General features: G+C 49.7%; 15 protein-coding genes, 1 tRNA gene and 1 pseudogene. 3 read left to right on the top strand and 14 right to left on the bottom strand.

Going from position 1 to position 17,299, the window contains the following annotated elements:
- The first annotated feature begins 61 nt into the window (after positions 1-61).
- Positions 62-1,186, top strand: coding sequence for an NADH:flavin oxidoreductase (locus PVOR_RS02990; protein WP_006207591.1), 1,125 nt, complete (start codon positions 62-64; stop codon positions 1,184-1,186).
- Positions 1,187-1,347: 161 nt separating this feature from the next.
- On the opposite strand, the gene PVOR_RS29040 is transcribed toward PVOR_RS02990, so the two are convergent.
- The 8 genes from PVOR_RS29040 to PVOR_RS02955 all read right to left on the bottom strand — a co-directional run bounded on the left by PVOR_RS29040 (position 1,348) and on the right by PVOR_RS02955 (position 9,873).
- Complete coding sequence (locus PVOR_RS29040; protein WP_052649247.1) at positions 1,348-1,692, bottom strand: serine hydrolase; 345 nt, start codon at positions 1,690-1,692, stop codon at positions 1,348-1,350.
- Positions 1,693-2,221: 529 nt separating this feature from the next.
- Positions 2,222-2,383 carry a hypothetical protein gene (locus tag PVOR_RS30510; protein ID WP_006207588.1) on the bottom strand — a complete coding sequence of 54 codons (162 nt, stop codon included), beginning with the start codon at positions 2,381-2,383 and terminating at the stop codon, positions 2,222-2,224.
- Positions 2,384-2,628: 245 nt separating this feature from the next.
- On the bottom strand, positions 2,629-3,918 hold the full coding sequence (gene eno, locus PVOR_RS02980) for a phosphopyruvate hydratase (protein ID WP_006207587.1): 1,290 nt from the start codon (positions 3,916-3,918) through the stop codon (positions 2,629-2,631).
- Between the two features lie 48 nt (positions 3,919-3,966).
- On the bottom strand, positions 3,967-5,511 hold the full coding sequence (gpmI, locus tag PVOR_RS02975) for a 2,3-bisphosphoglycerate-independent phosphoglycerate mutase (RefSeq protein WP_006207586.1): 1,545 nt from the start codon (positions 5,509-5,511) through the stop codon (positions 3,967-3,969).
- Entirely contained in the window at positions 5,512-6,264 is a 753-nt protein-coding gene (gene tpiA / locus PVOR_RS02970) for a triose-phosphate isomerase (RefSeq protein ID WP_006207585.1), read from the bottom strand.
- A 76-nt stretch (positions 6,265-6,340) separates the two neighbouring features.
- A complete protein-coding gene (locus PVOR_RS02965) occupies positions 6,341-7,522 on the bottom strand; it encodes a phosphoglycerate kinase (protein ID WP_006207584.1) in 1,182 nt (393 codons plus the stop codon).
- Between the two features lie 193 nt (positions 7,523-7,715).
- Entirely contained in the window at positions 7,716-8,720 is a 1,005-nt protein-coding gene (gene gap, locus PVOR_RS02960; protein ID WP_006207583.1) for a type I glyceraldehyde-3-phosphate dehydrogenase, read from the bottom strand.
- A 109-nt stretch (positions 8,721-8,829) separates the two neighbouring features.
- Positions 8,830-9,873, bottom strand: coding sequence for a sugar-binding transcriptional regulator (locus PVOR_RS02955; protein ID WP_006207582.1), 1,044 nt, complete (start codon positions 9,871-9,873; stop codon positions 8,830-8,832).
- 370 nt (positions 9,874-10,243) lie between these two features.
- Here PVOR_RS02955 and PVOR_RS02950 point away from each other — a divergent pair.
- Positions 10,244-10,318 (top strand) — tRNA-Arg (locus PVOR_RS02950).
- Positions 10,319-10,478: 160 nt separating this feature from the next.
- Positions 10,479-11,075 carry an ATP-dependent Clp endopeptidase proteolytic subunit ClpP gene (gene clpP / locus PVOR_RS02945; RefSeq protein ID WP_006207581.1) on the top strand — a complete coding sequence of 199 codons (597 nt, stop codon included), beginning with the start codon at positions 10,479-10,481 and terminating at the stop codon, positions 11,073-11,075.
- 355 nt (positions 11,076-11,430) lie between these two features.
- Here the strand turns inward: clpP and PVOR_RS31275 are convergent, their stop codons facing one another.
- The 6 genes and pseudogenes from PVOR_RS31275 to PVOR_RS02920 all read right to left on the bottom strand — a co-directional run bounded on the left by PVOR_RS31275 (position 11,431) and on the right by PVOR_RS02920 (position 17,166).
- Positions 11,431-11,658: a hypothetical protein gene (locus PVOR_RS31275; RefSeq protein ID WP_234972754.1), complete on the bottom strand. Its 228-nt coding sequence runs from the start codon at positions 11,656-11,658 to the stop codon at positions 11,431-11,433.
- A gap of 86 nt (positions 11,659-11,744) precedes the next feature.
- Entirely contained in the window at positions 11,745-12,818 is a 1,074-nt protein-coding gene (locus tag PVOR_RS02940) for a PdaC/SigV domain-containing protein (protein ID WP_006207580.1), read from the bottom strand.
- A gap of 612 nt (positions 12,819-13,430) precedes the next feature.
- On the bottom strand, positions 13,431-14,483 hold the full coding sequence (locus PVOR_RS02935) for an ABC transporter substrate-binding protein (protein WP_006207579.1): 1,053 nt from the start codon (positions 14,481-14,483) through the stop codon (positions 13,431-13,433).
- Between the two features lie 58 nt (positions 14,484-14,541).
- Positions 14,542-15,349: pseudogene (locus PVOR_RS02930) on the bottom strand (ABC transporter permease).
- Positions 15,350-16,198, bottom strand: coding sequence for an ABC transporter permease (locus tag PVOR_RS02925; protein WP_006207576.1), 849 nt, complete (start codon positions 16,196-16,198; stop codon positions 15,350-15,352). It lies immediately after the preceding pseudogene.
- On the bottom strand, positions 16,195-17,166 hold the full coding sequence (locus tag PVOR_RS02920; protein WP_006207575.1) for an ABC transporter ATP-binding protein: 972 nt from the start codon (positions 17,164-17,166) through the stop codon (positions 16,195-16,197). Before PVOR_RS02920 ends, PVOR_RS02925 begins: the two co-directional genes overlap by 4 nt.
- Between the last annotated feature and the right edge of the window lie 133 nt (positions 17,167-17,299).

The following is a 17,299-nucleotide window of genomic DNA, read 5'->3' as shown; positions in this document are numbered from 1 at the left end:
TATATATCTATTTTTATGAAAATGCAGAAAAACATATTAGAGATATTGGAGGATTCCATACATGAGCAACCAAAATCAAAACACCCGATCCACCGAGGCTCTTTTCGAGCCTTATACAATCGGAAACCTGACTCTTTCATCCCGCGTGGTGATGGCACCCATGACCCGCGGCTTCTCCCCGAATGGCGTACCGGGCCCGAATGTGGCGGCTTACTATCGTCAGCGTGCAGAGAATGGCGTCGGACTGATCATTACCGAAGGAACGCTGATAGACCACCCGGCAGCTACCGATAACCCCAATATACCTAACTTCCACGGTGAAGCCGCATTGAACGGCTGGGCCGAGGTCGTCCGTCAGGTTCATGAGGCTGGCGGCAAGATCATGCCGCAGATTTGGCACATCGGCATGACCCGTCCGGTGGGCGCCGAGCCAAACCCGGAGGCACTTCCGATCGGACCATCCGGACTTGACCTGGAAGGCAACCTGATCACTAAGCCGATGACCATAGATGAAATCAAACAAGTCATTCAAGCTTATGCGGATGCTGCTGCGAATGCCAAACGTATTGGCTTTGACGGTGTAGAAATCCATGGTGCCCACGGATACCTGATCGATCAATTCCTCTGGGAAAGAACGAACCAGCGTACCGATGAGTATGGAGGAGACATGCTGAAGCGTGCCCGCTTTGCGATCGAAGTGGTGAAAGCCGTACGTCAAGCGGTAGGTCCGGACTTCCCTGTTGCCATCCGTCTATCCCAGTGGAAGACAACCCAATACGAAGCTAAGCTCGCAGATACGCCTGAAAAACTGGGTCAGTTGTTAACCGCGCTGTCAGACGCAGGTGTCGATATATTCCACTGCTCGACACGCCGCTTCTGGGAGCCTGAATTCGAAGGCTCTGAGCTGAACTTTGCCGGTTGGGCTAAGAAACTGACAGGAAAAACGGTCATCACCGTCGGCTCTGTTGGCCTCGATGAAGTGTTTACCAGCCTCTTTACCCAAGGCAAGGGTGCTGGTCACAAGGACATCGATGAGCTCTTGAACCGCCTTGAGAAACATGAATATGACCTCGTTGCCGTAGGTCGTGCTCTCCTGGCTGATCCGCAATGGGCTGCCAAGGTACGCGACGGACGTTTCGACGAGCTTGAGCCATTCACGCCGGAATCCTTGAATACCCTGGTTTAATGCTGTTCTGGCCCCTATAGACCTGGGCTGCATTAGGCCTTCGAAATATCCATCAGAAGCCGGAAGAGGACCGCAGTCTTCTACCGGCTTTTTTTGCTGTGTACATAAACAAAGACCAAGCTCTCCCAGGAGAGTTTGGTCTTCATGTATTACATCATCTATTACAATAGGGAATCTTCGCCAAGTGCGTTCACGATCACGCCCGCTAACGTTGAGGTCAGCATGGTCGACACATTGCTTAACACGATTACCGCGATTTCTTGATCCAGCAGCTTTAGATAGGAAGCCGTGTAACCGTTAATCCCGCCATGATGGAAGGCCATGGTCCGGTTGGCCCGAATGCTTGCCCTATTCCAGCCATAACGGTAAGGCTGCTGCCCGTCCCAAGAGAATAGCTTGACCGTCATATCGCCGGACAACAGCTTCCCCTCATCCAGTGCACAGTTAAGCATATGCAGATCTCTAGCGGTAGAGACAATGCCCCCGGCCGAATAAGCGTTGGACATGTCGAGGTACGAGCGTTCCGCAATTCTCCCTCCGCCGTCATCTCATAACCGCTCGCTCGGTTAGATAAGATCGAGCTGGGATTCAAGGGCGGAATCCTTTATGCCCGCAGGGCCGAATATTTCCCGTTCCAGAAAGTCGGCGTACGTGGAGCCGCTGAAGTTTCGATGATTTTTCCAACAGAATGTAGCCAGAGTTCGAATAGCTAAAGTTCGTCGGAACCTCTGACTCCATGGGAAGAGAAGATATCCATTCCACAAGTTCATCAATTGAATGCTTTTGAACCGATATACGCACCGCCTCACAGCCCTCGTCCAAGGTGCCTCCCTTGCCTTGCCTAGCCTTCCCCACCCACACCCAAAAGCCCAGTTCATGCGACCAGGCTGAACTGGGCTATCTTTGCTCCCCGGCGATGGCTGCAAAAGGCTGCACACCTCCCTCATGCTCAGGTGCGTATATCGGTGGAGGAGCAACGCGTTCGCCTTTAAAATCGGGAAGCCTCCTTACCCTAATCCATCCAGCTTCCCGATTTTAACAGCGACCGGAGCCGATATTCGCACCGCCCCACAGCCCCCATCCAAGGTGCAGCCCTTCCCCTTTCTCCCCCTCCTCCACCCAAAAGCCCAGCTCATGCGACCAAGCCGAGCTGGGCTTTCTTTGCACTCCCCAGCGATGGGCTGCAAAAGGCTGCACATCTCTCCCCTACTCAGGTGCGTATATCGGTGGAGGAGCAACGCGTTCGCCTTTAAAATCGGGAAGTTTCCTTACCCTAATCCATCCAGCTTCCCGATTTTAACAGCGACCGGAGCCGATATTCGCACCGCCCCACAGCCCCCATCCAAGGTGCAGCCTTCCTTGACCTCTTGGACATCGCCCAATCACACGCAAAAAAAAGCCCAGCTCCCAAAAAGCAGGAGCTGGACTTTCTTCTATTTCAATTATTTTTGCTTCAAGTTGTAGAACGACTTCAAGCCGTTGTATTGAGCAAGTTCGCCCAATTGATCTTCGATGCGAAGCAATTGGTTGTATTTTGCCACACGGTCGGTACGGGAAGGAGCACCCGTTTTGATCTGACCTGCGTTGGTTGCCACCGCGATATCAGCGATGGTGCTGTCTTCGGACTCACCGGAACGGTGGGAGATAACAGCCGTGTATCCTGCGCGTTTTGCCATTTCGATCGCATCGAATGTTTCAGTCAATGTACCGATTTGGTTAACTTTGATCAGGATGGAGTTACCGATACCTTCGTTGATCCCTTTTTCCAAACGCTCGGTGTTGGTAACAAACAGATCGTCACCCACGAGTTGAATTTTGTTGCCCAATTTCTCGGTAAGCAGCTTCCAACCTTCCCAATCGTCCTCGGAACATCCGTCTTCGATCGTAACGATTGGATATTTGTCTACCCAAGAAGCGAGCAAGTCAACGAATTCTGCAGGCGTGAAGGATTTGCCTTCGCCTTCCAGAACATATTTGCCATCTTTGAAGAATTCAGTGGAAGCTACGTCCATACCGAGCAATACGTCTTCACCTGGCTTGTAGCCGGCTTTTTCAATCGCTTCGATGATGGAAGTCAATGCATCTTCGTTAGAAGTAAAGTTAGGAGCGAAGCCGCCTTCGTCACCAACCGCCGTGTTCAGGCCTTTGCCTTTCAGAACGGACTTCAGGTTGTGGAAAATTTCAGCGCCCATGCGAAGTGCTTCTTTGAAGCTAGGTGCGCCAACAGGCAATACCATGAACTCTTGAACGTCCACGTTGTTGTCTGCATGAGCACCACCGTTAACGATGTTCATCATAGGAACTGGAAGCTGTTTCGCGTTGAATCCGCCAAGGTAAACATACAATGGGAGATCCAGAGCGTCTGCAGCAGCGCGAGCTACAGCCATGGATACAGCCAGAATTGCGTTTGCACCCAATTTGCCTTTGTTTGGAGTTCCGTCCAAAGCGATCATCAATTTATCGATGCCGAGTTGGTCCAAAGCGTCCATGCCAATTACTTCAGGAGCAATGATTTCATTCACGTTCTCAACAGCCTTCAGAACGCCTTTGCCCAGGTAACGGGATTTGTCCTCGTCGCGAAGCTCAACGGCTTCGTGAATACCAGTGGAAGCACCGGATGGAACGATAGCGCGACCGATCGCACCGGATTCCAGGTATACTTCAACCTCTACGGTTGGGTTGCCGCGGGAGTCAAGGACTTCGCGTGCATATACGTCAGAAATAATAGTCATGTGTATAGTCTCCTTTAAATGTTATGTTTACGTTCCATTATGAACGACTTACTTCCGTGCTGCAATCATGGAGGTTCCCGTCATTTCGTCCGGCTTCGGCAGACCCATCAGATCGAGAATCGTTGGTGCGATGTCGGCAAGAATGCCGCCTTCACGCAGCGTTACGTTCTCATCCGTTACGATGAACGGAACCGGGTTCGTGGTATGCGCTGTGAATGGACGCCCATTCTCGTCAAATACCATGTCCGCATTTCCGTGGTCAGCGGTGATCAGAACAACCCCGCCTTTTGCCAAAACAGCCTCGACAACCTTTCCAACACATTCGTCTGTGGTTTCAACAGCCTTGATTGTTGGCTCCAGCATACCGGAGTGACCTACCATGTCCGGGTTCGCAAAGTTCAGGATGATCGCATCATGCTTATCCGCTTCGATCTCTCGCACACAAGCATCCGCCACCTCATAAGCGCTCATCTCCGGCTGCAGGTCATACGTCGCGACCTTCGGTGAATTGATCAGTACGCGCGTTTCGCCTGGAAGCTCCACATCGCGTCCACCGCTGAAGAAAAACGTCACGTGTGGATACTTCTCGGTTTCCGCAATACGCAGCTGCTTTTTGTTGTGCTGAACCAGCACTTCACCGAGGGTGTTGTCCAGATTCTTCGGCTTGTAGGCTACGAAGCCTTCCACCGTCTCGCTGAACAACGTCAGGCAGACAAAATGCAGGTTTTGCGGGAACTTCGGTCCACGTTCAAAACCGCGAAAATCATTGTTCGTAAACACTTGGGACAGCTGAATCGCACGGTCAGGACGGTAGTTCAGGAAGATAACGGAATCTCCGCTCTCCACCAGGCTTACCGGCTCGCCCTCACCGTTCACAATCACGGTCGGTTCCACGAATTCATCATAAACCGATTTCTCGTAAGATTCGGTGATGGCTTTCAGCGGATCCGTGTATTGAGGTCCTTCGCCGTATACCATAGCGCGGTATGCTTTCTCGACACGATCCCAACGCTTGTCACGGTCCATCGCATAATAACGACCGGAGAGTGTAGCGATTTGGCCAACGCCCACTTCTTCAATCTTCGCGATCAGATCCTTAACAAACTGCTTGCCGCTGTCCGGTGCCACGTCGCGTCCATCCATGAAGCCATGGATGTATACGTCATGGAAATCTTCCTTCTTGCAAAGATCCAGCATCGCAAACATATGCTCAATGTGACTGTGCACGCCGCCGTCGGACACAAGTCCGTACAGATGCAATTTCTTGCTGTTGTTCTTAGCTGCGCGAACGGCTTCCACCAACGTATCGTTCTCGAAGAATTCTCCTTCACGAATCGACTTCGTGATGCGAGTCAAGTCCTGATACACAATCCGGCCTGCGCCAATGTTCAGGTGACCCACTTCGGAGTTCCCCATTTGACCTTCCGGCAAGCCAACAGCTTCGCCGCAAGCGGTCAATGTTGTGTTCGGGTATTGCTTCAAATACCGGTCGTAATTGGGTTTGTTCGCTTGAGCGACCGCATTACCCACATCGGTGTTGCGAAGCCCGAAACCGTCCATGATGATCAGAGCTACGGGTCTTGGAGCTGACATCTACTTCGCCCCCTCAACGAGTGCGATGTAGGAAGCCGGTTGTAGACTTGCACCACCAACGAGCGCGCCGTCGATGTCGCTTTGTCCCATATACTCCGTTACATTTTCAGGCTTCACACTGCCGCCGTATTGAATACGCACCAGTGCTGCGACACTTTCACCATACAGGCCTTTTACGAGTTCGCGGATATAAGCGATTACTTCGTTAGCGTCCTCAGCTGTTGAGGATTTGCCTGTACCGATAGCCCAGATAGGTTCGTAAGCAATAACAACATGAATGGCTTGATCAGCAGGAATACCTGCGAACGCGGCTTCAGTCTGTACTTTGCACACGTCTTTGGTTTGGCCTGCTTCGCGTTCTTCCAGCTTCTCGCCGACACATACGATCGGAAGAAGACCATGACGGAACGCCGCATGTACTTTCTTGTTCACGATCTCATCGGTCTCTGCAAAATACTGACGACGCTCGGAATGTCCGATAATGACATAATCCACGCCCAGATCCTTCAGCATCAAACCGCTGATTTCGCCTGTAAAGGCACCATTATCTTCAAAATGAAGATTTTGTGCACCAATTTTGATGTTCGTGCCCTTTGCAGCTTCAACCAGAGCAGGAAGAGTGGTGAACGGCGCGCAAATTACGCTTTCCACGCCTTCAACTTCTGCTTTGCCTTTTACATCTTCGAAAAATGCGGTTGCTTCCGGAACAGTTTTGAACATCTTCCAGTTACCCGCTATGATAGGTGTTCTCACACGATTCACTCCTTTATTCCCCCCGAAGAGCCGGGGTTCAAACTTCATCCACTTGCTACCCTCTTATATCATAAATCTATTTATCGTTCAGTGCCACAACACCAGGAAGTTCTTTGCCTTCCATGAACTCAAGAGATGCACCGCCGCCTGTGGAGATGTGGTCCATCTTGTCAGCCAGACCGAATTTCTCAGCTGCTGCAGCAGAATCGCCGCCACCGATAATCGTGTAAGCTTCCGTTTCCGCACAAGCTTGTGCAACTTCACGAGTACCGTTTGAGAACGGAGCGATTTCGAATACGCCCATAGGACCGTTCCACACGACAAGCTTCGAGTTTTTGATCACTTCTGCATACTTGGCACGAGTCTTAGGACCGATGTCAACGCCTTCCCAGTCTGCTGGAATGCCGTCGATGCCAACAATCTTTGTATTCGCATCTGCGCTGAACTCGTCCGTAACCACGATATCTTCCGGCAGGTAGAAGTTTTTACCCAGCTCTTTGGCTTTCTCGATGAAACCGAGCGCAACATCAAGCTTCTCTTTATCGAGCAGAGATTGACCGATTTCATGGCCTTGAGCTTTGAAGAACGTGTAAGCAAGTCCACCGCCGATGATGACATTGTCAGCAAGCGTAAGCAGATTGTCGATCACGTCGATTTTGTCTTTAACCTTCGATCCACCGATGATCGCGGTAAAAGGACGATCCGGATTCGAAAGGGCTTTGCCGAGAACGGACAGCTCTTTCTCCATCAACAATCCCGATACAGCCGGAAGATGATGAGCAATACCTTCTGTCGAAGCGTGCGCACGGTGAGCAGCACCAAACGCGTCGTTCACGAACAGATCAGCAAGCTCTGCGAACTGCTTCGCAAGTTCCGGATCATTCTTCTCTTCACCAGGGTAAAAACGAACATTTTCAAGCACGAGCACGTCGCCGTTTTGCAGCTGGTTTACTTGTGCTTTTACTGCTTCCCCTACCGCTTCATCCGCTTTGGCTACCGGTTTGCCGAGCAATTCGGACAAACGTTCGCTTGCCGGAGTCAGGCGCAAAGATTCAACGACCTCTCCTTTGGGACGACCCATGTGGCTGGCCAGGATAACTTTCGCTCCTTGCTCCACCAGGTAGTTGATCGTCGGCAAAGTCTCACGAATACGAGTGTCGTCTGTAATTTTACCATCTTCGAGCGGTACATTGAAATCGACGCGGACAAACACCCGTTTGCCGCTTACTTCTACATCACGTACACTTTTCTTGTTCATCTCCACGTTCCTCCTAAGAAAACTATTCTCCTCACCGACAGCATGCAGTTGCTCCCGTTTCTCTCTCTATCGTCTCACCAGCGCCCGGATATGATCTATTCTTCCCAGTGCTCTGGCATGAAACAAGTAAAAACCATGAACCAAAGAGGAGACCCGTGAACGGAACTCCTCTTCGATTGGATGGCTAGATCAATTACAGACCTTTGCTTGCGATGTAAGCAGCGAGGTCAACGACACGGTTGGAGTAGCCCCACTCGTTGTCATACCAGGAAACGACTTTCACCATGTTGTCGCCAACTACCATAGTGGAGAGCGAATCGATAGTGGAAGAAGCCGGGTCACCATTGTAGTCGCTGGATACAAGCGGCTCATCGGAGTAGTTCAAGATGCCTTTCAGTGGGCCTTCAGAAGCTTCTTTCAGCGCACCATTCACATCTTCAAGCGTAACGTTTTGGGACAGTTCTACTACGAGGTCAGTTACAGAAACGTTCTTCGTAGGTACACGCATCGACATGCCGTTCAGCTTGCCTTTCAGGTGTGGCAGTACGAGACCAACCGCTTTAGCAGCACCTGTTGTGGATGGAATGATGTTCTCAGCAGCTGCACGAGCACGACGCAGGTCTTTGTGCGGCAGATCAAGCACTTGCTGGTCATTCGTGTAAGAGTGAATAGTATTCATCATACCTTTCACGATACCGAATTTCTCGTCAAGAACCTTAGCGAAAGGAGCCAAGCAGTTCGTTGTACAAGAAGCGTTAGAGATGATGGTGTGGTTAGCAGCATCGTATTTATCTTCGTTAACGCCCATAACGATGGTGATATCCTCGTCTGTAGCCGGAGCGGAGATGATAACTTTCTTAGCGCCGCCTTTCAAGTGAGCGGAAGCTTTGTCTTTCGCTGTGAAAATACCAGTGGATTCTACAACGATTTCTACGCCGTACTCAGCCCAAGGCAATGCTTCAGGGTTACGCTCAGCGAATACTTTCACTTCGCGGCCGTTTACCACAAGTGCGCCTTCTTTAGCTTCTACTTGTGCGTCAAGTCTGCCGTGAGTTGTGTCATATTTCAAAAGGTGTGCCAGTGTTTTCACGTCCGTCAAATCGTTGATTGCCACGATTTCAACTTCGCTGTTGTTCAGCGCAGCGCGGAACACGTTACGTCCAATACGTCCAAAACCGTTAATACCTACTTTAACCATGAGTAGTTCCCTCCATATTTGTAAAATTTATATATTCAAGATTGACCATAAGATCAATCAAGACAACAAGGTTTATAAAAACTGTGCTGCTCTAAATTTCTGGACTCAATCAAATGGCGGCATCGATTTCCTTCTCAAGCTCCAACGCTGCCGCTTCATCCGTCACGAGGATGTCCTCATGTCCGAATTTCAGCACGGCGTGAATCGCTTTGCCCTTGCCTTGGCCGCCGGCAATGCCGATGATCGTCTCTGTTCGCATAATGTCCTCAAGCCGAAGTCCGAGGGTAAGCATCTTATGCACAACTTCGCCTTCTTCGCTGAAATAATAGCCGAATGATTCAGCAATCGCGCCATCTGCCTGCAAGTTCTGAATGGAGCCTTCATCCAGCTTGCGTCGTCTCGCCATCTCCATCGCGTCGCCGATGCCGTGTATAATGACCCGGCAGCGCCGAATTACATCCACAATCTCCTGGATATGCTGATCCTGAACAAGAGACTGATAAGCATCCTCGCTTAGCAGATCAGGCACATGGAGCAAACGGTATTCAGCCCCAACACGCTTTGCCATCTTGGAAGCAATGGTGTTCGCTTGAATCTCCATGCTCTCTCCGAGGCCTCCGCGCGCAGGCACAAACCACGTGCTTCTGAGCGGTCCGCCACCAGGCAATGATGACATCTGCTCCGCCACTTCAGCGAGTGTAGAGCCGCCTGTTACGGCGATTGTATCTCCATCCTCCACAAAACTGAGCAGCGTCCTTGCGCCGGCCCGGCCAAGCTCACGTTTGACTTCCGGAGATGACTCACTGTCACCGGGAATAATGACCACTTTACGAAGCCCATAAGCCTGACGGATCTTCTCCTCCAGCTCAACCAGTCCGAACAACTCATTCATGACCGGTTCAAGTTCCTCAACCAAGCATAATCCTGCACTGCTGATTCGCATGCCAAGCGTCTCAATCTCGATCAGCCCCTGCGCTTTCAGAAGATCAGTCTCTGCCCTGAGGACACGCTCGGTCATCGAGAGTGATGAAGCCAGCGTTCTTCGGCCAACCATTCCGGACAACTTGATCTGATGAAGGATGGAATACCTTCGTTTAAGAGTGTTCATCAGATCCGGCAGAAGTTGCTCTTGTATTTCTAATAGGTTACGCATGCATTCCACTCCTGCAAACTTCGTCTCGGCTCTCCTCTATCGGGCCGTAAAATGTCCCAGTTAAACTTTTTGAGTCCCACCTTTATTCTAACCAATAATCACGCCCGTTGCAAGTGTCCGAAAGTATATTTCTCTGCCCCAGCCATTCTTATACATTATGGCCAAATGCAAGCTTGTCTATATAGTAGGAACAAAGTTTTGTCCGCTATTGTATTTTCGAAATAGATGCGGTATAATCAACTTCGTTGCTAATTTTTTAGATATCAGAAAGTATATACATCGCAGAGTCAGCTTCCTGATATCGCAAGAAAATCTACCGCTAAACGCGGTCTGTCTTCTTTGAATGTACGTCGATAGACCTTTTTATTATGCGCCCGTGGTCCAATGGATATGACGTAGGCCTCCGGAGCCTGAGATCGAGGTTCGATTCCTCGCGGGCGCGCCATTTTCACTTTTTCTATATACTGTTTACCCTAAAGTGCCCATGACGGCTCTTTTTTTTACCCAATAGTTTGACTTTCTTTGACTTTTTGATTTAAATTGTTTATCATGTGGGTAATACGGTAACAGTATTTATATGAGGTACTTAAGAGGAGGTTTTCCACGTGAGTTTTATACCTATGGTCGTTGAACAAAGCAACCGCGGTGAGCGGGCGTACGACATCTATTCCAGATTGCTGAAAGACCGCATTATCTTCCTCGGCTCCGACGTAAATGACGTGGTCGCCAATTCCATCATTGCCCAAATGCTGTTCTTGTCGGCTGAGGATCCCGAGAAGGATATTCATCTTTACATCAACAGCCCAGGCGGTTCCATTACCGCAGGTATGGCGATATTCGATACGATGCAGTTCATCAAGCCGGACGTTTCGACGATCTGTGTCGGCATGGCTGCTTCCATGGGCGCATTCCTGCTGAATGCAGGCGCTAAAGGCAAACGTTATGGTCTGCCTAACAGCGAGATCATGATTCACCAGCCGCTCGGCGGCGCACAAGGTCAGGCCACGGATATCGAGATCCGTGCTCGCCGCATCCTCAAGATGCGCGACAAGCTGAACCGCATCCTGTCCGATCGTACCGGCCAACCGCTGGAGCGCATTGAGAAGGATACCGATCGTGACTACTTCATGACGGCTGATGAAGCCAAGGAATATGGTCTTATCGATCAAGTACTGGAAAATACACCACCGCAGGGACTATAAAAGAATGCAAGCAAAGGGCAGGCGCCGTTATCCGGTGCCTGCCCTTTCTTATCCTCTGGATTCATTGAAAACTTCGAGTACTAAATCGTGAGAGTATCCCCTCCGGTCGCTGTTGAAATCGGGAAACATGAATGAACAGATAAGGAGGTTTCCCGATTTCAAAGGCGAACGCGATGCTCCTCCGAGGATACTCTCACTTCGGTACGACTCTTTTCAATAAAACATAAAGAAGGTAAGACCATCCCCCTCCTAAAAGACCTGCCTTAACTTGTGGGGAGTGGGATAGAGGAAAACCTATGTAGGGTTTCTTGCTTGGGTAATTGGGTGCGTAAGGCCAATGATGCGCTCCCCTCACTCACTGCTTCCATAAACGGGTGGCATCCGATATCGCATAGGGCGGCTTATGGCATTTTACCCCCGGACCATGCACCGTACGCACAGAGAGCAGTGCGCACGATGTACAAGCCATATAAGTCAACATCGAGGCAAGCCTCTCGATAAACATAAAAATCCCCTGAGCATAAGGAGCGGGAGAATGCTCCACGCCCGTTATCAAGGGATTTTTCGCAACTAGTTCCAACACAGTGTTACATCAGGACAACATCATGTATCTAAACAAGCTATAGTATTAAAAATGATTTCAGCTAATACAAACTGATTGATCGAGTCTTACTTCCATTCCTTCAGCTTGAACTCAAACTCAGGGAATCCATAGGCATACGCCGTGTACTCATAAAGCTGGAAGTACAGTACCGCCGCGTTATCCTTCACATAGAAGTCGGCATCGGCAGGCACTCCCTCAAAACCGCCGAGATAACCTCCCTCTTTCTTCAGCTTGCTCAGCACAAGGTTGTTCATCTTCTGCTTGTTCTTGCCCTGCATGTTGATGAAATCGCCCAGCTTCATTTGCTTGCCGTCCTTCAGTGAGAAGGTGAAGCTCTTGCGGAAGGTCATGCCATGAGCACCGCCCGTGTACGAATAATCGTACGCCGTAATGCTCAGGATGCCATCCTGATTGTAATGAACTACATAATCACCGCTGAATTCATACGGAAAATCTGTTCCCGATGGCGGGAGTGTGCCCACATTTCCTTCAGCGCCCGTGATGACGCCGGATGCATTTTCTTTTAGCACTTTGTTGATCTCTGCCTGCACCTCAGCATTACCGAGGCCACTGATAACCGGATAATTCACAACGGCATCAACGCCTTGAATTTTCTTTTTCAGCGCAGTCGATTTGATTTGAATGTCGTTTTGCTTTTTCTGCGTCATGCTGAGTGTTTTCAAGGAAGGATTCCACTGTCCCTGAACTCCCATATATTCGCTGATCGTTTTGAACGGCATATACAGACGACCGTTGATAATCTGTCCGCCTGGCTCACCAGCATAAGCTCCGTTCACCAAAATACCGATTTCACTCGCATCATATACGACGGCGCTCAACTTGTTATATCCGTTACCCAGCGTGTAGGTCCGATTCTTCGCATCATATTTAAGAGGCATTCCCAGACCATCCCGTAAAGCGGTTGCCGGAACATAGGTTACCCCATGCAGCACGATGCCCTTCTGTGATAAGGTTTTGCCATTCCATTTCAATACAACTTCATTCTTCGACGATTTTTGACTGGCGGAAACGGATGCCTTAGAGGTGCTTGCATCGATCACCTGTCCACTCAAACCAAGACTGCCAAGCAGGACACTAGTTGCAATTAAGGATGCACATACACGAAATTTAGGATTCATATTAGAATTCCACCTTTGTTAAAATAAGTTTCCGTTAGTTGTTACTCTATTACCCTCATTCATTATAAGGAAAGCTTTCAATCTATTGGTAACAAAGTCAATGACAATTTTGACTCCATGCTAAAGGACCTATATATTCTTGCTTATCTTTGAGTATGGGCCTCGTTATACTAATGAACACAAAACAATGATGTCATGCGCCCGTAAACATGAACATTTCACGGACCCGGACAACGTAAACCAATGGAATGATAAGCAATACCCCCAAGTGCTCCTTCAATGTTTATCAACAGTAAGCGCAAGGGGCTTTTTCTGGAAAACATCCAGTCACAACCACTGCAAATATATAGCTAAAAGCAGCAAGCAGCCAGAGAATTCATACTGTCTTTATCCCGACTTGTTTAAACCCTTCAGAATCCATATCAAAATGGCGTATTTCCACTCTTTATATATAACAATGAAAAGGCCCCGAAAGTTATGGGAAAATTCGTATAAGCGATCTTCTACACTTATTTATAGGTCTTAAGATTCAATTTTTATAACATAAAAAAACCTGCCCCCTTGAGGGGCAGGTTTTCTATATTACAGTTAATATGAAGAAATACATATTTCTTATCGACCGCTCTTCAGCTCGGTCCACAAACGATCATAGATGGACAGGGAATCGCCGACATTGTCGAGCCATTCGGTACGACGCAGCTCCTCTTCCGTCAGGTTGATCATGGTATTGGCGCGATATTCCTCGCTATGGAATTCCATCGCTTTGGTGTTCGGATTGCTGTATCCGATAAATTCATAGTTCTTGGCGCTGACTTCAGGCTCCAGCATGAAGTTAATGAATTTCTCGGCGAGCTCCTTATTCTTCGCACCTTTAGGAATCGCGTAGTTGTCCGAGAAGATGGTCGCTCCTTCTTCAGGCACGACATATGCCACATCCGGATTCTCCGCCGCGATAAACGCCGCATCTCCGGACCAAACCGTAGCAATCCAGCCTTCTTCCTGAATCATTTTCTGCTTGATATTATCCGTATCAAATGCAAGCACGTTAGGCAGCAGCGTCTTCAGCTCATCAGATGCAGCGATAATCTCCGCTTCATCCTTACTGCTGTTGGATTTCCCCTGCTTCTTAAGTGCCATGCCAATCATCTCGCGGTTGTCATCCAGAAGCAGGACTTTGCCCTTGTATTCCGGGTTCCAGAGATCTCCCCAGCTTTTGATCTCGTCTATCACGTACTTCTTGTTATATGCAATTCCCGTTACACCGGACGTGTAAACGATCGAATATTTATTGCCCGGGTCATAAGAAGGATCTTTAAACGTATCCGTAATATTGACGAAGTTCGGGATATTATTCATCTCAAGCGGCTCAAGCAGCTCCGATTCAATCATGGTTTTCACCATATAATCGGACGGCTGAATGAGATCATAACCACTGCCGCCAGCTTTGATCTTAGCCAGCAGATCTTCGTTGTTTGCATAATTGTCATAGGTTACCTTCACGTCAAACTTCTCTTCGAAGTCCTTCAGCACCTCAGGGTCGAAGTTGTCAGCCCAACTGTAAATATGAAGAGTTTCCTTATCCGAGCCGCAAGCAGCCAGGAGTCCTACAGACAATACTGCAACCATACCTGCCATCAGCAGGCGGGTCCATCTTGATTTGTTCAATTCAATATCTCCTCTCTTTCCACTTCCATATTCTATTCGAAAAAAGCGTTCATATCGCTTAGATCGGCAATGTTTTGTGCTTCTTCTGACCGTTGCCGCGGTTGAGAATGTATTGGGCTAACAGGATCAGCGTAATGCTCACCAGAATGAGCAGCGTACACAGCGCGTTGATCTCAGGCGAGATGCCTCGTTTCACCTGTGCGTAAATATAGATCGGCAGCGTCGTTGAGCTTGGACCAGCGACAAAAAAGACTGACCATGAAATCATCCAATGACAGGGTAAAAGCAATCAAAGCGCCGGAGATAATGCCCGGTGCAATCTGCGGCAGCGTTACATGCCGGAACGTTTGCCAAGGCGTGGCTCCCAAATCCTGAGCCGCCTCATCCAACTGCTTGCCCATGCCGGACAGTCTGGCCGTAACCACGACGTAGACATAGGACAGGCTGAACGTGATGTGGGCAATAATTACCGTGGTTTTGCCAAGCGGCATGTTCAATTGGCTGAACAACACGAGCAGTGATAACCCCATAATGATATCCGGGATAATGACGGGCAGATATAACAGCCCGTTCATGCCGCTGCGTCCTTTGCGGCCCATATTTCGGAGCGAGAGTGCCGCTGCGGTTCCCAGCAGGGTGGATACAACCGTAGAGATGACGGCCACCGTCAAGCTGTTCATCAGGGCTTCCATCACATGCCGGTTCTCGAACAGCGATACATACCAATCCAACGTAAATCCTTCCCAGTTTCCGCTCAGCCGCGTATCGTTGAAGGAATAGATAATGATCATAATGATGGGTACATAGATGAAAGCCATCATAAGGTAAGAGTGAATCCCGAGCAGCGGATGATTCTTCTTCTTCACTTATCTCCCCTCCCCTACACGTTGATGGCGGGCTTGCATGGCCCGGTTAAAGAGCAGGATCAGCACCAGGGACGTGGCGACAAAAATCACCGACAACGCCGCTCCAAACGGCCAGTTCCTTGCACCCAGGAACTGTGACTGAATAATATTACTGATCATGGAGGACTTCGCGCCTCCCAATATATCCGTAACTACAAACATCCCGGAGGTCGAGACATACACCAGAACCGCACCCGTCATAATGCCGGATTTGCTCTGCGGCAGCGTAATGTGCCGAAACGCCTTCCACCTCGATGCACCCAGATCGCTGGCCGCATCCAAGAGACGCTTGTCCATCTGCTCCAGCGCTACATAAATCGGCAGCACCATGAAGGGAATAAAGTTATACACCATGCCAAGCAATACGGCACCATACGTATATAACATCTGAATAGGCTCATCAATCCACCCCACCCATAACAGCAGGCTGTTCACCACGCCTTGCGTTCGCAAAAGCAGAACCCAGGCATACGTGCGAATCAGAAAGTTGATCCAAAACGGAACGGTGATCAGAATCAATCCCCATGTCTGGATACGCGGGGAAGCGTTGGCTATATAATAGGCCAAAGGATAGCTGACTAACAAGCAGATCACCGTAGTCAGCAGCGACAGTACCAGGGTATCCCAGTAGATTCCTAAATATAAGGGATCAAAAAAGGTCTTGTATCCTTCCAGACTGAAGGAAAACACGATATTACCGAGCGAATCCCGCGACAGAAACGAGATGCCGGCCACGATCAGCATCGGGACGATCAGGAACAGGGATAACCACAACAGCACCGGCGTCAGCAGGAACCTTGATTTCCTCATGGCCCGATGATCACCTCATCCTTCGTGCTCCAGTTCACCCCGACCCGCTCACCAACCTCCCAAGGACGATCATCCGAAATATCCAGGGTAATCGTTACCTTCATCGGCTCATTGTCAAGCTGGACCAGCAGCTTATGCACACTGCCGAGGTATTGCACATCCTCAATCACGCCGCTCTTCTTCGCACCCGACTCCCGCTGCGGAACCAGTTTCTCCGGCCGCACGGCAAAGAGGCCTTCCGGTGATGAGAAGACATTATTCTCCCCAACAAAAGTGGCAGCAAACAGCGTTTGCGGCCTCGCGTAGATCTCGCGCGGCGTGCCGATTTGCTCTACCCGTCCATGATTCATAATCACGATCCGGTCGGACAGCATCATGGCTTCCTCCTGATCGTGCGTTACATATACAAACGTAATGCCCAGCGTCCGCTGCAAATGCTTCAGCTCGGATTGCAGGTTTTTGCGCAGCTGCAGGTCCAGTGCACCCAGCGGTTCATCGAGCAGCAGCACCTTCGGTTTATTGGCGATGGCACGTGCGATAGCTACCCGCTGCTGTTGTCCTCCGGACAGCTGATGCGGGAAGCGTTCCCGCAGTGGGGTTAGCTGTGTCATCGTCACGGCCTCGTCCACGCGTTCCTTGATGAGCTGACGCGGCATTTTTTTCATTTTTAATCCAAAAGCAATGTTATCTTCTACGGTCATATGCGGAAACAGAGCATAGTGTTGGAATACAAGATTTAAATCCCGCTTGTTCGCAGGCACATCCGTCACATTCTGACCCGCCAGCAATACCTGTCCTTCGGTAGGCTGTTCGAATCCTGCTATCATTCGGAGAATCGTCGTTTTGCCGCAGCCGCTGGGGCCCAGCAAAGTCAGGAATTCCCCTTCTTTAATGGAGAGCGACAGCGGATGCACGACCGCTTGTCCCTGAAAATGCTTCTCGATCTGGACAAGTTCAATCACATGCATCAACCCCTTCTTCAAAATGTGACCTATTCCATGTGTACCAGTGTACCAATCCTACTTGCTAGTATGCACAAAAACGTGCTCCACTAAGAAGAAACGGTTATACTGCCTATCTTGCTCAGGTGGGCAGGATCCG

This window comes from Paenibacillus vortex V453 (genome assembly GCF_000193415.1).
Lineage (GTDB): Bacteria > Bacillota > Bacilli > Paenibacillales > Paenibacillaceae > Paenibacillus_AQ > Paenibacillus_AQ glucanolyticus.
Note: the sequence above shows the minus strand (reverse complement) of the source record. Positions and strands in the feature narration are given on the sequence as shown.